This is a genomic window from Streptomyces sp. NPDC056224, assembly GCF_042267665.1.
Lineage (GTDB): Bacteria > Actinomycetota > Actinomycetes > Streptomycetales > Streptomycetaceae > Streptomyces.
In genome coordinates, this window is record NZ_JBHJTK010000004.1 from 55,199 (window position 1) to 75,001 (window position 19,803).

The 19,803-nt window shown below is 73.7% G+C and carries 20 protein-coding genes and 1 pseudogene; 15 read left to right on the forward strand and 6 right to left on the reverse strand.

The genetic code is table 11. The features are described from left to right. Positions 1-40: 40 nt before the first annotated feature. Positions 41-874: an enoyl-CoA hydratase/isomerase family protein gene (locus tag ACFCZ1_RS07590; RefSeq protein ID WP_376677458.1), complete on the forward strand. Its 834-nt coding sequence runs from the start codon at positions 41-43 to the stop codon at positions 872-874. 169 nt (positions 875-1,043) lie between these two features. On the opposite strand, the gene ACFCZ1_RS07595 is transcribed toward ACFCZ1_RS07590, so the two are convergent. Then, positions 1,044-1,964 (reverse strand): SDR family oxidoreductase, encoded by a 921-nt coding sequence (locus ACFCZ1_RS07595; RefSeq protein WP_376677459.1) that lies wholly within the window; start codon positions 1,962-1,964, stop codon positions 1,044-1,046. Positions 1,965-2,014: 50 nt separating this feature from the next. Further along, on the reverse strand, positions 2,015-3,139 hold the full coding sequence (locus ACFCZ1_RS07600) for a hypothetical protein (RefSeq protein WP_376677460.1): 1,125 nt from the start codon (positions 3,137-3,139) through the stop codon (positions 2,015-2,017). Between the two features lie 322 nt (positions 3,140-3,461). Between ACFCZ1_RS07600 and ACFCZ1_RS07605 the strand changes: the two genes are divergently transcribed. From ACFCZ1_RS07605 to ACFCZ1_RS07630, 6 genes are all read left to right on the forward strand, one after another. Next, on the forward strand, positions 3,462-4,436 hold the full coding sequence (locus ACFCZ1_RS07605; RefSeq protein ID WP_376677461.1) for an NADPH:quinone oxidoreductase family protein: 975 nt from the start codon (positions 3,462-3,464) through the stop codon (positions 4,434-4,436). Further along, complete coding sequence (locus ACFCZ1_RS07610) at positions 4,433-5,632, forward strand: acyl-CoA dehydrogenase family protein (RefSeq protein ID WP_376677462.1); 1,200 nt, start codon at positions 4,433-4,435, stop codon at positions 5,630-5,632. Before ACFCZ1_RS07605 ends, ACFCZ1_RS07610 begins: the two co-directional genes overlap by 4 nt. Next, positions 5,629-6,735, forward strand: a complete 1,107-nt coding sequence (locus ACFCZ1_RS07615; protein WP_376677463.1) for an acyl-CoA dehydrogenase family protein — start codon at positions 5,629-5,631, stop codon at positions 6,733-6,735. The genes ACFCZ1_RS07610 and ACFCZ1_RS07615 overlap by 4 nt, the downstream gene beginning before the upstream one ends. Before the next feature lie 317 nt (positions 6,736-7,052). Beyond that, on the forward strand, positions 7,053-7,583 hold the full coding sequence (locus ACFCZ1_RS07620; RefSeq protein ID WP_376677464.1) for a GNAT family N-acetyltransferase: 531 nt from the start codon (positions 7,053-7,055) through the stop codon (positions 7,581-7,583). A gap of 59 nt (positions 7,584-7,642) precedes the next feature. Further along, positions 7,643-8,005 carry a tyrosinase family oxidase copper chaperone gene (locus ACFCZ1_RS07625; RefSeq protein WP_376677465.1) on the forward strand — a complete coding sequence of 121 codons (363 nt, stop codon included), beginning with the start codon at positions 7,643-7,645 and terminating at the stop codon, positions 8,003-8,005. Between the two features lie 16 nt (positions 8,006-8,021). Next, the gene (locus ACFCZ1_RS07630; RefSeq protein ID WP_376677466.1) at positions 8,022-8,879 is read left to right on the forward strand and encodes a tyrosinase family protein; all 858 of its coding nucleotides are present in this window, start codon (positions 8,022-8,024) and stop codon (positions 8,877-8,879) included. Positions 8,880-8,955: 76 nt separating this feature from the next. Here the strand turns inward: ACFCZ1_RS07630 and ACFCZ1_RS07635 are convergent, their stop codons facing one another. Further along, entirely contained in the window at positions 8,956-9,237 is a 282-nt protein-coding gene (locus ACFCZ1_RS07635) for a chaplin (RefSeq protein ID WP_376677467.1), read from the reverse strand. Positions 9,238-9,331: 94 nt separating this feature from the next. Next, complete coding sequence (locus ACFCZ1_RS07640) at positions 9,332-9,658, reverse strand: hypothetical protein (protein WP_376677468.1); 327 nt, start codon at positions 9,656-9,658, stop codon at positions 9,332-9,334. A gap of 97 nt (positions 9,659-9,755) precedes the next feature. Between ACFCZ1_RS07640 and ACFCZ1_RS07645 the strand changes: the two genes are divergently transcribed. Then, positions 9,756-11,306: a carboxylesterase/lipase family protein gene (locus tag ACFCZ1_RS07645; RefSeq protein ID WP_376677469.1), complete on the forward strand. Its 1,551-nt coding sequence runs from the start codon at positions 9,756-9,758 to the stop codon at positions 11,304-11,306. Here the strand turns inward: ACFCZ1_RS07645 and ACFCZ1_RS07650 are convergent. Further along, entirely contained in the window at positions 11,284-12,573 is a 1,290-nt protein-coding gene (locus ACFCZ1_RS07650; RefSeq protein WP_376677470.1) for an alpha/beta hydrolase-fold protein, read from the reverse strand. The two genes, ACFCZ1_RS07645 and ACFCZ1_RS07650, sit on opposite strands and share 23 nt — an antisense overlap. A 271-nt stretch (positions 12,574-12,844) precedes the next feature. On the opposite strand from ACFCZ1_RS07650, the gene ACFCZ1_RS07655 reads away from it, so the two are divergent. The 3 genes from ACFCZ1_RS07655 to ACFCZ1_RS07665 are packed head-to-tail and all read left to right on the forward strand — an operon-like array spanning position 12,845 to position 16,072. Continuing rightward, positions 12,845-13,726 carry an alkaline phosphatase family protein gene (locus ACFCZ1_RS07655; RefSeq protein WP_376677471.1) on the forward strand — a complete coding sequence of 294 codons (882 nt, stop codon included), beginning with the start codon at positions 12,845-12,847 and terminating at the stop codon, positions 13,724-13,726. Between the two features lie 2 nt (positions 13,727-13,728). Next, entirely contained in the window at positions 13,729-15,009 is a 1,281-nt protein-coding gene (locus ACFCZ1_RS07660; RefSeq protein WP_376677472.1) for an MFS transporter, read from the forward strand. Positions 15,010-15,043: 34 nt separating this feature from the next. After that, complete coding sequence (locus ACFCZ1_RS07665; RefSeq protein WP_376677473.1) at positions 15,044-16,072, forward strand: TolB family protein; 1,029 nt, start codon at positions 15,044-15,046, stop codon at positions 16,070-16,072. A gap of 31 nt (positions 16,073-16,103) precedes the next feature. Here the strand turns inward: ACFCZ1_RS07665 and ACFCZ1_RS07670 are convergent, their stop codons facing one another. Beyond that, entirely contained in the window at positions 16,104-16,790 is a 687-nt protein-coding gene (locus ACFCZ1_RS07670; RefSeq protein ID WP_376677474.1) for a GNAT family N-acetyltransferase, read from the reverse strand. A 140-nt stretch (positions 16,791-16,930) separates the two neighbouring features. On the opposite strand from ACFCZ1_RS07670, the gene ACFCZ1_RS07675 reads away from it, so the two are divergent. From ACFCZ1_RS07675 to ACFCZ1_RS07690, 4 genes and pseudogenes are all read left to right on the forward strand, one after another. After that, positions 16,931-17,731 carry an alpha/beta fold hydrolase gene (locus tag ACFCZ1_RS07675; RefSeq protein WP_376677475.1) on the forward strand — a complete coding sequence of 267 codons (801 nt, stop codon included), beginning with the start codon at positions 16,931-16,933 and terminating at the stop codon, positions 17,729-17,731. A gap of 37 nt (positions 17,732-17,768) precedes the next feature. Further along, positions 17,769-18,221, forward strand: a pseudogene (locus ACFCZ1_RS07680) (MFS transporter); the annotation flags it as partial. Positions 18,222-18,261: 40 nt separating this feature from the next. After that, positions 18,262-19,047, forward strand: a complete 786-nt coding sequence (locus tag ACFCZ1_RS07685) for a hypothetical protein (protein ID WP_376677476.1) — start codon at positions 18,262-18,264, stop codon at positions 19,045-19,047. A 79-nt stretch (positions 19,048-19,126) separates the two neighbouring features. Beyond that, a complete protein-coding gene (locus ACFCZ1_RS07690; protein WP_376677477.1) occupies positions 19,127-19,795 on the forward strand; it encodes a (2Fe-2S)-binding protein in 669 nt (222 codons plus the stop codon). Positions 19,796-19,803: the final 8 nt, after the last annotated feature.

A 19,803-nucleotide genomic window follows, 5' to 3' on the forward strand; every position in this document is an offset into this window, starting at 1 on the left:
ACTGACGGTTCGTCAGGCGTCAGTGGGGGTGCAGGACAGGGTGATCGACACCGTCACCACCGACATCGCGGAGGGTGAGGAGCGGATCCGGCTGGAGACGGCCGACGGGGTCGCGGTCCTCACCCTGTGCCGGCCGGACACGCTCAACGGCTGGAGCTGGGAGTCCACCCGCCAGCTGGGCCTGCTGGCGGACCGCGTCCGCTTCGATCCCTCGGTGCGGGCGGTACTGCTGCGCGCCGAGGGCCGGGCCTTCTGCGCGGGCATCGACGTGACCGCCCCGGGCGGCGGGATCACGGGCGGGTCCGCCGCCGAGCGGACCCGCAACTACTACGAGGGCATCCGCTGGGTCCACGAGCGGTTCGCGGTCCTCTCCCGCCTCCCGCAGCCCGTGGTGGCCGCCGTACAGGGCTACTGCCTCGGCTTCGGCTTCGAGCTGGCCCTGATGGCCGACATCCGGGTCGCTGCCGAGGACGCCGTCTTCGCCCTGCCCGAGGCGCAGCTGGGAGTGGCGGTGGACGCGGGCGGCGACCTCCGCGTCGCCCGCGAGGCCGGCGCGGGCTGGGCGAAGTACCTGGCCCTGACGGGCCGGCGCATCGACGCGGCGACGGCGGGCCGGCTGAACCTGGTCCAACTGGTCGTCCCGGCCGGGGAACTGGAGTCGGCCGCGCGCGCCCTGACGGCGGAGATCGCCGCGAACGCCCCCCTCGCGGTCCAGGGCATCAAACGCGCGGTCGACGCCTACGCGGACGCGGCCCTGCCCGCGGCCCTCGACCGCGTCGCGATGACGGCCGCCCTCACCCTCACCTCGGACGACTGCCGCGAGGGCTACACGGCCAAGGCGGCCCGCCGCCCCCCGGACTTCACCGGAAGCTAAGCCCTTGTCGGCAAAGTGGCGCCTGGCCCGCGACGCTCTGCCAGCTACCGCTGGCAGGTACCCCCCCCAGGCACCGCACTTCGCCGCGTTGTCGGGGGGCCCGAATACGTCCCGTACTCAGGCCGCCCCTCCGCCTCGCGCCGACCCGCCGGGGCGTGCGGGACAACCCTCAGGCCCGTCTGCGGCCCTGGTCGAACGGCCCGTGCCCCAGCTGCTCCCGCACCGGCACGACCTCGGGACTGACCAGCGCCCGGCGCTGCCAGTTCGCGCCGTCGACCACCAGTGTGTGGCCGGTGACGAACCGCGCGTAGGGCGAGGCCAGGAAGGTCGCGGCCCAGCCCAGTTCGCGCGGTGCGCCCACCCGCAGGGCGGGCTGCCGCCCGTTCCCGTCCCCGCCCCCGGGCGCGGCGCGCTCCAGGCCGCCCCGGATGTCCTCGGTCATGTCGGCGTGCGGGAACAGCCCAGGGACGAGGCCGTTGATCTGGATGCCGTAGGGGCCCCACTCGACGGCCAGGGTCTCCACCAGGTTCTTCACGCCCGCCTTGGCGGCCGCGCTGTGGGCGAAGCCCGGCCCGCCCGTCCAGGCGTACGAGGCGCCGATGTTCACGATCGAACCGGCGGTGCCCTCCGCCAGGTGGCGCCGGCCGAACTCGCGGGTCATGAACCAGGTGCCGGTCAGCGTGATGTCCACCACCGCCCGCCAGGCGTTCGGGGACAAGTCCTCCGCCGGGGAGGGGAAGTTGGCGGCCGCGTTGTTGACCAGGACGGCCGGCAGCCCGAGCTCGGCCTGCGCCGCGTCGAACACCTCCGCGACGCGCTCGGGGTCCCGGATGTCGCAGACGGCGGCCGTCACCCGGCCCGCGCCGGGTACGGCCGCCAGCTCCTCCCGCGCCGCCTCCAGCTGCCCGGCGCGGCGGCCGGCGATCACCAGGTCGCCGCCGAGCCGTGCGAACTCGGCGGCGATGGCCTTGCCCAGCCCGGTGCCGCCGCCGGTCACGAGGACCACCTGCCCCGCGTACGTACCGGGGGGCAGGGCGGCGGCGCCGAGCGGCGGTGGCGCGGGCAGACCGCGCCGGGTGTCGTCCGTCATGGGGCATCGATAGCGCGCGGGCGCTCAGATCGCCATGCCCGTGACAGCGCCTACCGCTGTGGCAGGTACGCCTGCCCGGTGGCGCAGGTCCAGATCACCGGCTTCAGCTTGCCCTTGGCATTGACGGCGGCTCCGCCGACCCGGCCGTCGTCGGAGACCGACTCGGCCGCGCTGGCCTGGTTCGCGGCGAGCCGCGGCAGGGCCAGTACCGGGCCGGCGCCAGGCCAGAGCTGCGCCTGGTCGGGCAGGGACTGCTCCTCCGGGTGGAACTTGGCGGTGCCGACGGTGACCTTGGTGGTGGGGCTGATCGCCTCGAAGGTGCCGTACGGGTGCGTGTTCAGCACTCCGGGGGAGGTTCCGGCCGCGGTGTACGGCGGCGTCCAGGTCCACGGCTTGTACTGGTACCCCGGCCCGTACCAGTCGTATCCGACGACCTGGCCGCTCTCGTCGAGGTCCTGGACGTAGCTCTCCTGCCCGCTGGGGGCGAGGTACCTGGCCGGTCCGCCGTCACCCGGCCAGATCACCGGGTGGGACCCCGACAGGTGGACGCCGGTCCCGGGGTCCTCGTAGTCCTGCACGGCCAGGCCGAGGACGTCGCCCTTGTCGTTGACGGCGGTGACCAGCTCGACGGACGTTCCCGGGCCGGCCTCCGCCGGCAGCGGCAGCTCGCGGACCTTCTGCCCGTCCTTCCAGACGATGCCGACGCCCGCCCGGTTGCGCGAGACCACGAGGCCGGCGTCGTTGACGTCCGCCTCGCCGTACGCGTAGTCGCTCCCGGGCAGCGGGGTGATCGCCGCGGCGCCCGCCCGGTAGGTGAACACGTAGCCTTCGGCGCCGTAGACGCGGCCCACCATCAGGCCGCTCCTGTTCACGGCGAGCAGCTCGCCGTGCAGGCCGGCCGCGGGCAGTGGCACCTTGTGGAGCGTGCTGCCGGTCCAGTACACGGGCTGCGCGCCGGAGACGCCGACGGACAGCTTGCCCGCGCCGAGGGCGAGGACGCCCTGGCTCTGCGCGTTGCCCGGGTTGTAGACGTCGTCCCCGAGAGAGCCCAGTACCTGGATCCGGGGAGTGCAGGCGGTGGCGGCCGTGGCCGGTCCGGCGGCGGTGACGATGCCGGCCAGGACGATCGCGGCGGCGGCGGCCGAGGCGCCCCGCCTCATGGGTGTGCTGTTCACGGTTCGAATCCCCCTGTGGTGTGCGGTGGCGCAAACGCGCGCCCGCAGCCGTGCCGGATCCGGGCGCGCGAGGTCCCCCCTGTTGCGTCATGTGCCCTGTGAAAGCGGCCTGTTGATGTTATCCCCGATCTTCCCGTTCACCCTTGGTTCGCACGTCTGATTTCGGTGCGCGTCGGCCCGGCCGCGTCGGCCGGTCGCTTCGGCCCGGTCGGCCGCGCACGCGCCGGCCCCGGACCCGGCCGGTCCGAGGGTTCCCAACGGGGCAAGCGACCGCTTAGTATGCGCGCGGACGTGATTCCTCGACGGCGGCTGGAGGCCCCGGATGCAGGCATGGCGAGTACATACCCCCGGCGAACCCCGTGAGGCCATGTGCCTCGAAGAGGTTCCCGAACCGGCCCCCGGCGAGGGCGAGGTGAAACTCCGGGTGCTCGCCGCCAACGTCAACTTCCCCGACGCGCTGCTCGTCCGCGGGCAATACCAGATCCGCCCGCCGCTGCCCTTCACGCCCGGCGTGGAGATCTGCGGCGAGACCGAGGACGGCCGCCGCGTCATCGCCAACCCGAGCCTGCCGCACGGAGGCTTCGCCGAGTACGTCACCGCGCCCGCACGCGCCCTGCTCCCCGCCCCGGACACCCTCGACGACGCCGAGGCGGCCGCCCTGCACATCGGCTACCAGACCGGCTGGTTCGGCCTGCACCGCCGCGCCCGTCTCCAGCCCGGAGAGACCCTGCTCGTGCACGCCGCCGCCGGCGGGGTCGGCAGCGCCGCCGTCCAGCTCGGCAAGGCCGCCGGGGCCACCGTCATCGGGGTCGTCGGAGGCAAGGCCAAGGCGCGTACCGCCGAGGAGCTCGGCTGCGACCTGGTCATCGACCGCACGGCCGAGGACCTCGCCGCCCGCGTCAAGGAGTTCACCGGCGGGCGCGGCGCCGACGTCGTCTACGACCCCGTCGGCGGCGACTCCTACACCGCCTCCGCCAAATGCGTGGCCTTCGAGGGCCGGATCGTCGTCGTCGGATTCGCCAGCGGCACCATCCCCGCCCCCGCGCTCAACCACGCGCTGGTGAAGAACTACGCCATCCTCGGCCTGCACTGGGGGCTGTACGCCACCAAGGACCCCGCCGCCATCCTCGCCTGCCACGCGGAGCTCACCAGGCTCGCCGCCGAGGGCGCCGTGAAACCGCTGGTCAGTGAACGGGTCCCGCTCGCGGAGGCCGCCGACGCCGTGCAGCGCCTCGCCGACGGAACCACCACCGGCCGCCTGGTCGTCGTACCGGCCCTGGACGGAGGTCCCCGATGACCGGCACCACCCCCACCGGGGAAGACCTGCGGGCCCGGGTCCGGGACCTGCTCGCCGCGCACCCGCCCGCGACCACCCCGCGCACCGACTTCCTGCGCGCCCGCTTCGACGCCGGACTGGCCTGGGTCCACTACCCCGAGGGCCTGGGCGGCCTCGGCGCGCCCCGGTCCCTCCAGGCCGTCGTCGACGCCGAGCTGGAGGCCGCCGGAGCCCCCGACAACGACCCGCGCCGTATCGGCATCGGCCTCGGCATGGCGGCGCCCACGATCCTCGCGTACGGCACCGAGGAGCAGAAGCACCGCTTCCTGCGCCCCCTGTGGGCCGGTGAAGAGGTCTGGTGCCAGCTCTTCAGCGAACCCGGCGCCGGATCCGACCTCGCCGCGCTCGGCACCCGCGCCGTCCTCGACGAGGACGCCGGCGAGTGGGTGGTCGACGGCCAGAAGGTGTGGACCTCCAGCGCCCACACCGCCCGCTGGGCCATCCTGATCGCCCGCACCGACCCGGCGCTGCCCAAGCACCAGGGCATCACCTACTTCCTCTGCGACATGCACGCCCCCGGCGTCGAGGTCCGGCCGCTGCGCCAGATCACCGGCGAGGCCGAGTTCAACGAGGTCTTCCTCACCGGCGTCCGGATCCCCGACGGCCACCGCCTCGGGGCCGTCGGCGAGGGCTGGGCGGTCGCCCGCACCACACTGATGAACGAGCGCGTCTCCATCGGCGGCATGCGCATCCCGCGCGAGGGCGGCATGATCGCAACCGTCGCCGCGGCCTGGCGCGAACGCCCCGAGCTGCGCACCCACGCCCTGCACCAGCGGCTGCTGGAGCTGTGGGTCGAGGCCGAGGTCGCCCGCCTCACCGGCGAACGGCTGCGCCAGCAGCTCGCCGTCGGCCAGCCCGGTCCCGAAGGATCCGGGATGAAGCTCACCTTCGCCCGCCTCAACCAGGAGATCAGCGGCCTGGAGGTCGAACTCCTCGCCGAAGGCGGCCTGTCGTACGAGGACTGGACCATGCGCCGCCCCGAACTGGTCGACTTCACCGGCCGCGACGCCGGCTACCGCTACCTGCGTGCCAAGGGCAACAGCATCGAGGGCGGCACCAGCGAAATCCTCCTGAACATCGTCGCCGAACGCGTGCTCGGCCTGCCCCCGGAGCCGCGCGACGACAAGGACCTGGCCTGGAAGGACCTCGCTCGATGAGCACACCGATGGGTCTCCTCTACTCCGAGGCCGAGGAAGAACTCCGCGCCGCCGTACGCTCCCTCCTCGCCGCCCGCTGCGACCCGAAGGGGGTCCTCGCCCGGATCGAGACCGACCGGCCCCACGACCCCGGACTGTGGCAGACCCTCGCCGCCGGGATCGGCGCCGCCGGGCTGCTCGTACCCGAGAAGCTCGGCGGCCAGGGCGCGGGCCACCGCGAGGCGGCCGTGGTCCTGGAGGAGCTGGGCCGGGCCGTGGCCCCGCTCCCGTACCTGACGAGCGCGGTGCTCGCGACGGAGATCCTGCTCGGCTGCGACTCCGAGGACGCCGCCCCGCTGCTGCGGGAACTGGCCTCCGGGCGGCAGGTCTGCGTACCGGCCGTGCCGCTGACCCTCGCCCCCGGCGCCCCCCTGCCGGCCGCCGCCCGGGACGCCGGCGACGGGACCCTCACCGGTACCGTCACGTCCGTCGCGGACGCCGTGGCCGCCGACGTACTGCTGGTCCTCGCCGACACCGGGCTGTACGCCGTCCCGGCCGCCTCGGCGGTGCTGACCCCGCAGGTCCCGCTGGACCTGACCCGCCCGCTGGCCACCGTCACCCTCGATGCGGCCGCCGGCACGCGGCTCGCCGACCCCGCCACGGCCCGGGCGGCGGTCGCCGGAGCCCTGCTCTCCGGGGCCGGGCTGCTCGCCTCCGAGCAGGTCGGGATCGCCGAGTGGTGCCTGACGGAGACCGTCGGACACGTCAGGGTCCGCCACCAGTTCAACCGGCCCGTCGGCTCCTTCCAGGCCCTCAAGCACCGTCTCGCGCGGCTCTGGCTCGACGTCGCCTCGGCCCGAGCGGCCGCCAGGGCCGCGGCCGACGCCCTCGCCACCGCGTCCCCCGACGCGCCCCTCACGGTCGCCGTCGCCCAGGCCTACTGCGCGGGCGTGGCCGTCCGGGCCGCCGAGGAGTGCGTCCAGCTGCACGGCGGCATCGGCATGACCTGGGAACACCCGGCCCACCTCTACCTCAAGCGGGCCAAGGCCGACTCGCTCGCGCTCGGCACGGCGGGCCACCACCGCGGCCTGGTCGCGGACTTCGCGGAACTCCCGGCGCCGTAGCGGGAATCCGGGCCTGGGGCAGGGCCGGCCAGGGCCGGGCAATGCAGGGGCAGGGCAGGGCAGGGCAGGGCAGGGCAGGGGAGCGCGGGGCAGGGGCCGGGCGAGGGCGCTCGGGCGTCGGCCGCCCGCCCTCGCCCTGCCAGCCGTTGCCCGGTGCGGCCGCCTGCCTCGGCGCCTGCCTCGGCCGGCATCCGGCCGGGCCGCCGGACATGCCGACCGCCGCCGCCCCGGCCGGCCTCGGCTCGCGCTCGGGGCGGCCGCGGCCGTCACCTGCCCCGCCTGCGGCGCGCCGCCGCGTGATCCTTATGCTCGGCCACATGACGGCCGCCATCACCCCGCTCACCGCCACGGAACTCCGCGCCCACCGCGACGAGCTCGCCGCCCTGCTCCTCGACGTGGTCGCCGACGGCTCCTCGCTCGGCTTCCTCGCCGGCCTCGACCACGAGGGCGCCGCTGCCTGGTGGGACTCGCTGCTGCCCGTCGTCGAGGAGGGATCCCTCGCCCTGTGGGTCTCCCGCACCGGTGGCGACGGCAGCATCGACGGCACCGTCAGCTGGTACCGGGAGTCCAAGCCCAACGGCCGCCACCGCGCCGAGCTGCGCAAGCTCATGGTCCACCCGGCAGCCCGCGGCCGCGGCACCGCCCGCGCCCTGCTCGCCGAGGCCGAGGCGGCCGCCGCCCGAGCCGGCGTGGTGCTGCTGTTCCTGGACACCGAGACGGGCAGCGGCGCCGAGAACGTCTACCGGCAAGCCGGCTGGACGGAGGCCGGCACCATTCCCGACTACGCCACCGATCCGGCCGGCCGCCTGCACCCCACCACGCTCTTCTACAAGCACCCTCAAGGGTGACCTCGCCCGCCGCGCGGCGTTAGACCCGTAGTCGCCGGCCACCTAGCGAGGGAGACCGAATGTCCGCAGCACCCGCCGCCCTTCCCACCCGCCGCGCGTTGCTCCGTACGGCCTTCACCGCAGCCGTGGCCGCCGGTACGGCCGCGGCCCTGGCGCCCGTACTGCGCGCCCGCCGCCCCCGGCAGACCCTCACGCCGGCCCCGCTCGCGGAGGAGACGTACCGGGGCCGGCACATCGCCGTCGACCGGGCGGGGATCCGCATCGACGGGCGCCCGCTGCACGTCATGCGCCGGGCCGACGGCAGTTACCTCAGCGGGGTCAACCACTTCGAGTCCTTCGGGACGCCGCTGGAAGTGGCCCGCGCGGCCGTCGACGAACTGGGCACGGCCCAGCTGGCGGCCGCCGCCCCGCACCACGGCTGACGGGAGGAGCCCCGCGTTGTACACCCGGCAGAACCAGAAGAACCTGACCAGCGCCCAGAAGAAGCGGTTCACGGCCGCCGTGCTGGAGCTCAAGCGCAGCGGCGTCTACGACGCCTTCGTGCGCACCCACGACAAGTACTTCGTACCGGACCGTGACCGCAAGCTCCGCGTCGGGCACATGTCCCCGTCCTTCTTCCCGTGGCACCGGCGCTACCTGCTGGAGTTCGAGAAGCAGCTGCGGGCGGTCGACCCCGGCGTGTCCGTCCCGTACTGGGACTGGACCACCGACACGAGCCCGGTCTCGTCCTTGTGGGCCGACGACTTCCTCGGCGGCACCGGCCGGGCGAGCGACCGCAAGGTGATGACCGGACCGTTCGCCTACGACAAGGGCAACTGGACCGTGACGGTGGGCATCACGGAGTCCGCCTTCCTCACCCGCAACCTCGGCCGGCCGCAGAACCCCATCGCCCTGCCCACCCCGGCCGAGCTCCAGTGGGCGATCGACGACCCGGTCTACGACGCCTCGCCCTGGAACTCCACGGTCGACGGCTTCCGCAACAAGCTGGAGGGCTGGGCCGCCCCCAAGAGCGAGCGCTGGCGCAACCACAACAAGGTCCACCAGTGGATCGGCGGACACATGACGGGCGGCACGGCGCCCAACGACCCGGTCTTCTGGCTGCACCACGCCTTCGTGGACCTGATCTGGGACCGCTGGCAGCACAAGCACCCCCGCTCCGGCTACCTGCCCGCCGTACCACCCGCCCACGGAGACCTCCAACGCGGCCGGGTGATCGCCCTCGACGAGCCGATGCCGCCGTGGAACATCACTCCGCGCGAGATGTTCGGCCACCAGGGCCTCTACCGCTACGAATGACACGGGGAAGGGCCCCCGCCCACGGGCGGGGGCCCTTCGGCCGATCAAACGATCAGGCGGTCAGACGATCCGGGGATCAGTGACCGTAGTCGCCACCCTCGGTGTGGTGCTCGCCGCCCGACGCGTTGACGCAGGTGTTGCCGAACGCCGGGTTCAGCAGGGCGATCACGTTGACGGTGTTGCCGCAGACGTTGACCGGGACGTGCACCGGAACCTGGAGCAGGTTGCCCGACAGGACACCGGGGGAGCCGACCGCCGCACCGTGCGCTCCGGCATCGGCGACGGCCAGACCCGCACCGGTGGCCATGGCGCTACCGGCGACAGCGGTGATGGCGAATGCCTTCGCGATACGCGACATCAAGATCTCCTCGTGAGATATGGGCGCCGCAGAATCTGCGGCATTTGACATGGCATACAACGCCGCGACGGCCGAGGGGTCACGGCCGCTGCGCCTACCTGGTGACCATGAAGCGCGCGGAGGCGAAGTACGGCCGCACCTGGGTGACCGTGCCCGGGCTCAGGACCGCGACCGCCCGGCCCGTGCACCCGGGTTCGCGGTAGAGGGTCACCGTCCGCCGGGTCCCGTTGGTGACCGCCCGGGCGCCGCCGCCCTGTGCCTCGACGCAGCCCACGGGGGCGCCGAGCCCGTGGACCCGGTCGTCCTGGCCGACGTACTGGAAGTCCGACCCGCCGGCCGCATGGGCCGCGGCGCCCACGGTGAGCGTGGCGGCCGCCAGCAGCAGGGCGGCCATGGTGTGGTGGATACGCAGGGATCGCATGCCCGGTCAACCGGGCCGGGCGCGGGCACGGTCACGCCTTGTCACCCGTTGGAGGGCTGTGCGACCGTGCGCCGGGCACCGGATCCAGGAGGACGAGATGAGCGCAGCGGGCGGCGGTACCGGCGGCCTGCCCCGGGCCAGGACCGCGTACGGCGTGGTCGAGGGCCGGACCGGACCGGGCGGGACGGCCGTCTTCCGGGGCGTTCCCTACGCGGCTCCGCCCGTCGGCGCCCTGCGCTTCGCGGCGCCCGCGCCCCCGGAGCCGTGGGACGGCGTCCGTGACGCCGGCGCGTTCGGGCCCACCGCGCCCAAGGTGCCCTACCCGCCGAAGTTCGCGGCCCTGCTGCCCGACCCGGAGATCGCCGGGGACGACTGCCTGAGCGTCAACGTGTGGACGCCCGACCCGGCTCCCGGGGCCCGGCTGCCCGTCATGGTGTGGATCCACGGCGGGGCGCTCACCCGGGGGTCCTCGGCCGTACCCGTCTACGACGGCTCCGCCTTCGCCCGCGACGGCGTCGTACTCGTCTCCTTCAACTACCGCCTCGGCGTCCTCGGCTACGGGCTCTTCCCCGACGCGCCCGCCAACCGGGGCCTGCTGGACCAGGTCGCCGCCCTCGAATGGGTCCGCGACAACATCGGGGCCTTCGGCGGCGACCCCTCCCGCGTCACCGTGTTCGGCGAGTCCGCCGGAGCCATCAGCATCGGTTCCCTGCTCGCCGCCCCCCGGGCCGCCGGCCTCTTCGGCCGGGCGGTCCTGCAGAGCGGGGCCCCCGAGGCACTGCCCCGCGACCGGGTGCGCTCCATGGTCCGGCGGATGGCCTCGCTGCTGAAGACGGACGCCACCGCCGAGGCCTTCGGAGCCACCGGCCTGTCCACCCTGCTCGCCGCCCAGGCGGCCGTCCTGCGAAGGTCGAGCCCCGTCGCCGGCGGTCCGGCCTTCGGCCTCGTCACCGACCCGGACACGCTTCCCGACGACCCGCTCGACGCCGCGTGCCGGTCCGGCGTACCGCTGCTGATGGGGTGGACCACCGAGGAGTACCGGCTCTGGCTCGCGCCGACCGGCGGGATGCGCCTGTTGGACCGGCTGGGCCCGCTCGCCGTGGAGCTGGCCCGGTTCCGCAGCGCCAAGGACCGGGCCGCGGTGAACGCACTGCGCGCCGCCCTTCCCGGTGCGGGTCCCGCCGACCTCGCCGGCCAGCTGCTCACCGACCGGCTGCTGCGCGACCCGCTGCGCAGGCTCGCCGGGACGCGGCGGACGGCGCCGAGCTTCCTGTACGAGTTCGCGTGGCCCTCGGGCGTCCCGGGCCTCGGTGCCTGCCACGCCCTGGAGCTGGGCTTCGTGTTCGACACCCTCGGCGTGTCGGAGGCGTCCTGGCTGGCCGGGCCCGACACCCCGCAGGCCCTGGCCGACGAGATGCACGCGGCCTGGGTGCGCTTCGCGGTGCAGGGGGAACCGGGCTGGGCGCCCTGGGACGGCAACGGCCCGCCGAGGGTGTTCGGCGGGCCGGAGCTCGAGGACGCTGGTCTCAGGGCAGCTGCCCTCGAGGAAGCCGAGCTCAGGGAAGCCGAGCTCAGGGAAGCCGAGCTCAAGGGGCTCGATGAGGGTGGAACGGACGCGTCGCCCGTTACTCGACGGGTCCTTCCATGACCTTGCTGATGAACTGGATCGGCCCCTCACCCATGTTCGGGACATAGGTCTTGGCGTTGTGCTGGCCGCCCTTGATGATCCTGAGCTCGGTGTGGACCGGCCCCTTGTTGCCGAAGGTGGCGATGAACTTCTGCACGTCCGGGAGGGTCTTCTTGTTGTTCTCGCTGTCTCCGACCTGGAAGGCGAGATAGACGTCCGGCCCCTTGCGGTCGATGAGCTGCTTCGCCAGGATTTCGGGGTTGTTCTCGGCCTTCTCCTTGTCGTGGCCCTTCCACAGCGAGGAGTCGGGGACGATGTCCGGGCCGGAGGCGATCACGGCCTTGAACTTGTCCGGGTGCTTCAGGACCGCCTTCAGCCCGGCGAAGCCGCCGGTGGAAGAGCCCATGAAGGCCCAGCCGTCACGGGACTTGACGGTGCGGAAGTTCGCCTTCATCAGGTCGGGGACGTCTTCGGTCAGCCAGGTGCCCATCTTGGGCTGCTCGGGGATGTCGGAGCCGTCCCAGTAGATGCCCTTGTCGTCCGGTGCGGGGTTGAGCACCGGCATGGCCAGGATGAAGGGCTTGCTCTTCCCCTCGGTGTACCACTTGGCGATGCTGGTCTGGAGGCCCAGGTCGGTGCCCATCCAGTAGTTGCTCGGGTATCCGGCGCCGCCCGGCAGGGCGATCATGACCGGGAAGCCGCTCTTGGCGAACTTCGGGTCGTTGTACTCCTTGGGCGCCCAGACCCACACCTTGCCCTTGAAGCCGGACTTCTTGCCGTCCAGCGTCGTGACGGCGACGTGGGTCCCGTCGGGCAGGGTCATTGAGTTCTTGAACTCGGCCTTGGGCCCCGTGGGCATGAGCATCTTGGAGTTCACCGGCTGCGGGGCGGCGTCCTTCTTCTTGCCGTCGTCCCCGGCGGCCGACTGCCCGAAGGACACCGCCGCGCCCTTGTCGGTGAAGGGGGGTATCTCGAAGTGGTACATCACGCCGGCGGCTATGCCCGCGAGCGCGAGTACGCAGACGCCCGCGATCACCCAGCGCCGCCCCCGGGACTTGCGCCGGGGCTCGTACGGGGGCTCCTGCCCGTAGGGGCCCTGCGGCTCGTACGGCTCCTGCCCGTAAGGCTGCTGGGGGTGCTGGGGCTGCCCGCCGTGGGGCTCGTACGGTTCGTGCGGCTGCTGTCCGTACTGCCGCCGCCCGTACTGGTCGCCGTAGGGCTGCTGCGGGTTCTGCCCTTCCGGCCGGTACGGCGGCTGGTACTGCTGCCCGTCGGGTGCGTACGACATGTGCGGTGGCTCTCCGGCTGGTGCTGCCCCGAGGGGCGGTGGTCTGACGGCTTGGTTCTTCCGTTCGAAAGATGAACGAAAGCATGCCAGGGTTCCGGATTTTTCCTTCTCTTGGGGTGCTCTAGGGAAGGCCGTTGCCCGACGCCGGAAGGGCCCGCCGAGTTCCGGTTCTGTTCGCCGAACGTCCCTGGCCCATGCACATGCCCCTGGGTATGGTGCCTGCGCGCCGCCCCCAGAACCCCCACACCGCCCGGAGGTACTCGTGTTTGGCATGACCCCGCCAAAGTCTCGTCGTGGGACCGCCCTCGCCGCCGCATTCGGCATCACCGCCGCCGCCGCGGCCCTGTGGGCGGGCATCGGCGCCGCCCAGCCCGCCCACGCGGCCGCGCTGCCCGCCCCCGACCACGTCGTCGTCGTGGTCTTCGAGAACCACGCCTACAGCCAGGTCATCGGCAGCTCCAGCGCCCCGTACATCAACTCCCTGAAGGCCGGGGGCGCCAACCTCACCCGGTCCTACGGCATCACCCACCCCAGCCAGCCCAACTACCTGCAGCTGTTCTCGGGTTCGAACCAGGGCGTCACCGGCGACAGCTGCTACACCCCCGGCTTCAGCTCCGCGCCCAACCTCGCCTCCGAGCTGATCGCTGCGGGCAAGAGCTGGGCCAGCTACAACGAGACCCTCCCCAGCCAGGGATCCACCACCTGCTCCAGCGGCAAGTACGCCCGCAAGCACAACCCCTGGTTCGCCTTCTCCAACGTGCCCACCAGCACCGCGAAGACGATGACCCAGTTCCCGACGGACTTCACCACCCTGCCCGACGTCTCCTTCGTCGTCCCGAACCTGTGCAACGACATGCACGACTGCTCCGTCGGCACCGGCGACACCTGGCTCAAGAACAACCTCAAGGCCTACGCGGACTGGGCCAAGACCCACAACAGCCTCCTCGTCGTCACCTTCGACGAGGACAACAGGCTGGCCGGCAACAAGATCCCGACCGTGCTCTACGGCCAGCCGGTGACCCCGGGCAGCACGTCGGGCACCACCTACAACCACTACGACATGCTGCGCACCCTGGAGGGCCTGGCCGGCCTGACCACCCACGCCGGGAACGCGGCCGGTGCCAAGGACATCACGGGGATCTGGGCCGTCTGACCATGTACGTTGCGGACAGCCGCGGTACTCCCGCGCCCGCCGTGCCGCCCGAGCAGTCGGCCGCCGCCCGGGGCACCCGCCCCGGGCGGCGCGCCGCGCTCGCGCCCACGGTGCTCGCCCTGGGCACGGTCAGCCTCATCACCGACATCTCCTCCGAGATGGTCGCCGCCGTGCTCCCGCTCTACCTCGTCGCCGGACTCGGGCTCTCCCCGCTCGGATTCGGCCTGCTCGACGGCCTCTACAACGGGGTCGGTGCGCTGGTCCGGCTGGCCGGCGGCCACCTCGGCGACCGCTTCGGCCGCCACAAGGCCCTCGCCGGAGCCGGCTACGCCCTCTCCGCCCTGTGCAAGCCGCTGTTGCTGCTCGCGCACACCCTGCCCGCCATCGGGGCCGTCCTCGCCCTCGACCGCACCGGCAAGGGCCTGCGCACCGCGCCGCGCGACGCGCTGATCTCCCTCGCCGCCGCCCCCGAGGACCGCGGCCGGGCCTTCGGCGTGCACCGGGCGATGGACACCGCGGGCGCCCTCGTCGGCCCGGTCCTCGCCTTCCTCATCCTGCGCGGGGCCGCCGACGGCTACGACGCCGTCTTCACCGTCAGCGCCTGCGTCGCCGCCCTCGGGGTCCTCGTCCTCGTGCTCTTCGTCCCCGGCCGCCCCGCCCCCGCCCGGGCCGCCGCGGGCGCCGACGGCGTCCCCGTCCGTGTCTCCCTGCGCGCCTCCGTCGGGCTGCTGCGCGGCCGCGACCTGCGCCGGACCGGCCTGTCCGCGCTGCTGCTCGGCCTGTGCACGGTCAGCGACGGCTTCGTCTTCCTGCTGCTCCAGCGCGCCACCGGGCTCGCCGACCGCTGGTTCGCCCTGCTGCCGCTGGGCACCGCCGCCGCCTTCTTCCTCCTCGCCCTGCCGCTCGGGCGGCTCGCCGACCGGATCGGCCGCCGGCGCGTCTTCCTCGGCGGCCACCTCGCGCTGCTGCTCGCGTACGGGCTGCTCCTCGCCGGCGGCCACCACCCGTGGCTGCCGTACGCGGTGCTCCTGCTGCACGGCGGCTTCTACGCAGCCACCGACGGGGTGCTGATGGCCGCGGCCGCCGCGGCCGTCCCCGAAGAGCACCGCGGCGGCGGCCTCGCCCTCGTCCAGACCGGCCAGGCCCTCGCCCGCTTCGCCGCCGCCCTCGGCTTCGGCGCCGCCTGGACCGTCTGGGGTCCGCGCCCCGCGCTCGCCGTCGCATGCGTGCTGCTCGCCGCCGCCGTCGGCGTGTGCGTCCGGCTGCGCCCCGCCGCGGACTGATCCCCACCGTGTGACAGATACGAGAAAGGCCCCCATGACCCCCCAGCGCCGGATCCTGATCCTCGCCGCCTTCGTCGTCCTGCTCGCCGCCGTGGCCGTGCACTCCTTCCTGCGGGCCTCCTCGCGGGCGGACGAGAAGAACCACGCGCGGGCGGGCGGCCCGCAGATCACCCGGGGGGCGGTCTCCCTGGCCCCGGCCGGGGACGGCCCGCGGATCGTGTTCCGGAACATGGCCTGGGGCCCGCACCGCGACGAGCTCGCCACCGTCCCGGCCGCCGCGCCCGAGGGGGCCCGTACCGCGTCCGGGGTGAGCTGCCTGCGCTTCCACGCCGCAGCCGGCACCGGGATCTGCCTCCGGGTCGACAAGGGCGGGGTCCAGGACGGCTACCGGGCCGTCGTCCTCGACGCCGGGCTGAAGCAGGTCTCCGCGCACGCGCTGGCCGGCGTCCCCACCCGCGCCCGGGTCTCGCCCGGCGGCCACCTCGCCGCCTGGACCGTCTTCGTCGGCGGGGACAGCTACGCCGGTACCGACTTCTCCACCCGGACCTCGGTGCTCGACCTGCGCACCGGCAGGCTCGACGCCTCACTGGAGGACTTCACGATCCTCAAGGACGGCAGGCCCTACCGCAGCGCCGACGTGAACTTCTGGGGGGTCACCTTCGCCGCCGACGAGCGGACCTTCTACGCGACGCTGGCCACCGGCGGCCGCACCCACCTGGTCCGCGGCGACCTGGCCGCGCGGACCGTGACCACCCTGCGCGAGAACGTCGAGTGCCCCTCCCTGTCGCCCGACGGGACGCGGGTGGTGTTCAAGAAGCGGGTGCCGGACCTGCCGGCCGAGGCGCCCTGGCGGTTGTACGCGCTGGACCTCGCCTCGGGCGCGGAGACCCCCCTCGCGGAGGAGCGCAGCGTGGACGACCAGGTGGTGTGGACGGACGACCGGACGGTCGTCTACTCCCTGCCGGGAGACTTCGGCGCCGATCTGTACTCCGTACCGGCCGACGGGAGCGGCGCCCCCGCCCGGCTCATGGCATCGGCCCTCGCCCCGGCCCTCCTCGGATGAGGAGGGCCGGGGCGAGGCCCGGGCGCGACCGTTACGCCGGGATCAGCGTCTTGCGGCGCCGCTTGCGCTGCGCGCCGGCCGACAGCCTCATCTCGATGATCGACCGCACGGCCGGCCACTCCTCGTCGAGGATCGAGTAGAAGGCCGTACTGCGGACCGCGCCGTCGAGCCCCCGCGAATGGGCCCGGCGGACCCCCTCGCAGGTGAAGCCGAGACGTTCCATCGCGGCCCGCGAGCGCCCGTTGCGGGCGTCCGCGCGCAGTGAGATGCGCCGGACGCCCCAGGTCTCGAAGGCATGGCGGAGCAGGAGCAGCTTCGCCTCGGTGTTGATGCCGGTTCCCTGGGCGCTCGGGGACAGCCAGGTATTGCCGATCTCGGCGGCATCGGGGATCGCCGTCGCCGGATCGCCGAACGGGACGCCGGGCACGGCGGGCCACACGAGGGGCCCCTGCCAGTAGTCGAGTTCCAGGAACCGGGTCGAACCGACGACCCGCCCGTCGGTGGCTCTGACCACCGCGAACGGGACCGATCGACCCGCCGCCTGATCGGCGAGGGCACGGTCGATGTACTCGTGGGACGCCTGCACGCCGTGGGGTACGGGAGTGAAGGCGTAAGTCGTACGATCCTCGGCCCCGGCCACGGCCAGAGCCTCGGTGTGGTGGGGGGCGAGGGGCTCGAGCCGCACGGAGCGGCCGGCGAGGAGTACGGGTACGGGCACGGAGCCTTCGGTCCTTCTGGGCGGTGGGGTGGTTGCACAGTCTGCGTCCCTGACGTCGCCCCCCGTGCAAAACACGGGTGAAAGGCAACGAGCTGTCAGGTGAACGCGAGTGGCTCAATGTAGCTCCTTAAAGTGCTCTCATGAACCCCCAATTTGGCAATGGCGTGAACCTCTTTTTCGACGACTTGGGTCCCCGTGCCGCAGCGCCCGTAATCCTGATCCACGGACATCCGTTCAACCGCACGATGTGGGCCCCCCAGACGGCCGCCCTGACCGCCGCCGGGTACCGTGTGATCACCCCTGACCTGCGGGGATACGGGGAAAGCCCGGTGCTGGCCGGCAAGGCCCTGCTCGCTGATCTCGCCGATGACATCGCCGCTCTCCTCGCCCGGCTGGGAATCGAACAAGCGGTCGTCGGCGGTGTGTCCATGGGCGGGCAGATCGCCATGGAGACGCGGCTGCGCCACCCGGGTCTGGTAAGGGCCCTCGTACTCTCCGACACCACCCCCCTGCCGGAGACCGAAGAGGGCGCGAAGCACCGCCGCGAACTCGCCGACAGGCTGCTCGCCGAAGGCATGGGGCCGTACGCCGAAGAAGTCATCGACAAGATGCTGGCGCCCTACAACGTGACCGGCATGCCCGAGGCCGCCGAGCGGGTGAGCGCCATGATGCGCGCCACCGACCCCGAGGGCGCGGCCGCCGCCCTGCGCGGCCGGGCCGAGCGCCCCGACTACCGGCCCGTACTCGCCGGGGCGACCGAGCCCTGCCTCGTGGTCGTCGGCGCGGACGACGTCTACACCCCGGTCGCGGAGGCCGAGGCCCTGCACGCGCTGATGCCGCACTCGGTGCTCGCCGTCATCGGGCGGGCCGGTCACCTGCCGGGCGTGGAGCAGCCCGAGGCCTTCAACCGGGCGCTCCTGGAGTTCCTCGCCGGCCTCTGACCCGCGGGGCGAATTGGACCGCCGGACGAAGCCCCGAATGGCCCAGCCGGGTGGGCCGGTCGGCTGCTCCAATGGCCCGGTGACGATCGCGTTCCTGCCCCCGCCCGGGGCGCCGCGCCGACTGGCCGCGGCCCAGCTGGCACATTCCGTCGGAGACGGCGCCTACTACGTGTGTTCGGCGCTGTACTTCACGCGGGTCGTCGGCCTCTCGCCGGCGCAGACCGCTCTCGGTCTGACCGTCGCCTGGGCCGTCGGTTCCGTCGCCGGGGTACCGCTGGGCGCGCTCGCCGACCGGCGGGGGCCGCGGGGCACCTCGGCGTCCCTGGCGGTGGCCACGGCCGTCCCGGTCCTCGCCCTCCTCTTCATCCGGTCCTTCGGGGCCTTCCTGATCACCGTCGTCGTGTACGCCACCGCCCAGTGCGGGCTGGCGGCCTCCCGGCAGGCGCTGCTCGCGGGCCTGGTCGCGCCGGAGCGGCGGACCGGGGTGCTGGCCCACCTCCAGTCCGCGCTCAACGGCGGACTGGCGCTCGGTGCGGCCGCCGGCGGCCTCGCCCCTGGGCGCGGACACCGAGCGGGCCTACCTCGCGGTGTTCGTGCTGGACGGCGTGAGTTTCCTGGTGTGCGCCGCGGTCCTGCTGCGCCTGCCCGCAGTGGCGCCGGTTGCCGGGCGGACGGCCGGGGAGCCCCGGCTGGCCGTGCTCCGCGACCGGCCGTACGCCCTGGTCACACTGCTGAACGCGATCCTGCTGCTGCGGATGCCGCTGCTCACCCTCGCCATCCCGCTGTGGACCGTGGAGCGCACGCACGCCCCCGGCTGGCTGGTGTCGGCGCTGTTCGTGCTGAACACCGTCGCCGTGATGCTGTTCCAGGTGCGCCGGGCCCGGCCGGTCACCGATCTGGACAGTGCGCGGCGGGCCGTGCGGGTGTCCGGGCTGGTCATGGCCGCCGCCTGCGCGGTGTTCGCCGCGTCCGCGCTGCCCGGGTCGGGCCGGGCGGCCGCCGCGCTGCTCGTGCTGGGCGCGGTACTCCAGGCGGACGCCGAGATGCGGCAGTCCGCCGGTTCCTGGCAGATCGGCTTCTCGCTGGCTCCCGCGGACCGGATCGGCCAGTACCAGGGGTTCTTCGGGACCGGCGTGCCGGTGGCCAGGACCGCCGGCCCGCTGGTGCTGACCGGGCTGCTCCTGGTGTGGGGGATCCCGGGCTGGCTGCTGCTCGGCGCGCTCCTCCTGGCCGCCTCGTACGGGATGGGCCCGGCGGTCCGCCGGGCCCGGGAGGGGCGTCACGAGTCCGCGGGGGCCGTCGTACAGTCGGGCTGACACCCCGGCCGGGCTGTCACCCCGACCTGGAGGACACGCATGCTGCGAGGGCTCACGACGACCGCGCCGGAGGCCTGACGTGGACGGCGTACTGCGGCAGCTGGCCTCCGTGGGGCCGTTCTTCACCGTGCCGTACGGGAAGGAGCCGCCCGGCCCGGGCTTCCGGCCGCTGACCGCTCTGTACGGGGAGCACCTGGAGCCGTACACGGCCGAGGTGGGGCGGCGGATCGGCAGCGGACCGGGGCGCACGGCCGCCTCCACCGCGCAGCTCGGGATCGCCTCGCGCCTGTGGTCGATCGGGCTGGGGTGCGCGGCGCTGGCCGGCCGGGTGCCGGACCTGGCCGCCGACCGGGTGTGGTGGCGGCTGCCCGGAGCGGGATCACTGGAGCTGTGGCTGCCCGAGCCGGGGGAACTGCCGGCCGGGGAGCTCGGCGGGAGCGTCCTGGGGAACCTGGCCCTGCTCGACGCGGGCCTGCGGGAGCGGCTGCGGGTCTCGCCCAAGGTGCTGCGCGGGAATGCCGCGTCGGCGCTGGTCGGGGCGCTCCGGGTGCTGACGGACCGGGTTGCGGGCCGGGCGGCCGTGGACCTGGCGGCCGCCCTGCTGGCCGAGGGCGGGCCGCTGGCCGGCACCGGCACCTTCGTCCACGAGGACGGGCTCGGGATGGCCTTCGTACGGCGCAGCTGCTGCCTCTACTACCAGGTGCCGGGCGGCGGTTTCTGCGGGGACTGCGTGCTGCGCACACGCTGAGGGGTGTC

Excerpts from the sequence above, each read along its gene's own strand:
- ACFCZ1_RS07595 (WP_376677459.1), bottom strand. The coding sequence starts at position 1,964 with ATGACGGACGACACCCGGCGCGGTCTGCCCGCGCCACCGCCGCTCGGC.
- ACFCZ1_RS07605 (WP_376677461.1), top strand. The coding sequence starts at position 3,462 with ATGCAGGCATGGCGAGTACATACCCCCGGCGAACCCCGTGAGGCCATG.
- ACFCZ1_RS07610 (WP_376677462.1), top strand. The coding sequence starts at position 4,433 with ATGACCGGCACCACCCCCACCGGGGAAGACCTGCGGGCCCGGGTCCGG.
- ACFCZ1_RS07615 (WP_376677463.1), top strand. The coding sequence starts at position 5,629 with ATGAGCACACCGATGGGTCTCCTCTACTCCGAGGCCGAGGAAGAACTC.
- ACFCZ1_RS07620 (WP_376677464.1), top strand. The coding sequence starts at position 7,053 with ATGACGGCCGCCATCACCCCGCTCACCGCCACGGAACTCCGCGCCCAC.
- ACFCZ1_RS07625 (WP_376677465.1), top strand. The coding sequence starts at position 7,643 with ATGTCCGCAGCACCCGCCGCCCTTCCCACCCGCCGCGCGTTGCTCCGT.
- ACFCZ1_RS07635 (WP_376677467.1), bottom strand. The coding sequence starts at position 9,237 with ATGTCGCGTATCGCGAAGGCATTCGCCATCACCGCTGTCGCCGGTAGC.
- ACFCZ1_RS07640 (WP_376677468.1), bottom strand. The coding sequence starts at position 9,658 with ATGCGATCCCTGCGTATCCACCACACCATGGCCGCCCTGCTGCTGGCG.
- ACFCZ1_RS07645 (WP_376677469.1), top strand. The coding sequence starts at position 9,756 with ATGAGCGCAGCGGGCGGCGGTACCGGCGGCCTGCCCCGGGCCAGGACC.
- ACFCZ1_RS07650 (WP_376677470.1), bottom strand. The coding sequence starts at position 12,573 with ATGTCGTACGCACCCGACGGGCAGCAGTACCAGCCGCCGTACCGGCCG.
- ACFCZ1_RS07655 (WP_376677471.1), top strand. The coding sequence starts at position 12,845 with ATGACCCCGCCAAAGTCTCGTCGTGGGACCGCCCTCGCCGCCGCATTC.
- ACFCZ1_RS07660 (WP_376677472.1), top strand. The coding sequence starts at position 13,729 with ATGTACGTTGCGGACAGCCGCGGTACTCCCGCGCCCGCCGTGCCGCCC.
- ACFCZ1_RS07665 (WP_376677473.1), top strand. The coding sequence starts at position 15,044 with ATGACCCCCCAGCGCCGGATCCTGATCCTCGCCGCCTTCGTCGTCCTG.
- ACFCZ1_RS07675 (WP_376677475.1), top strand. The coding sequence starts at position 16,931 with ATGAACCCCCAATTTGGCAATGGCGTGAACCTCTTTTTCGACGACTTG.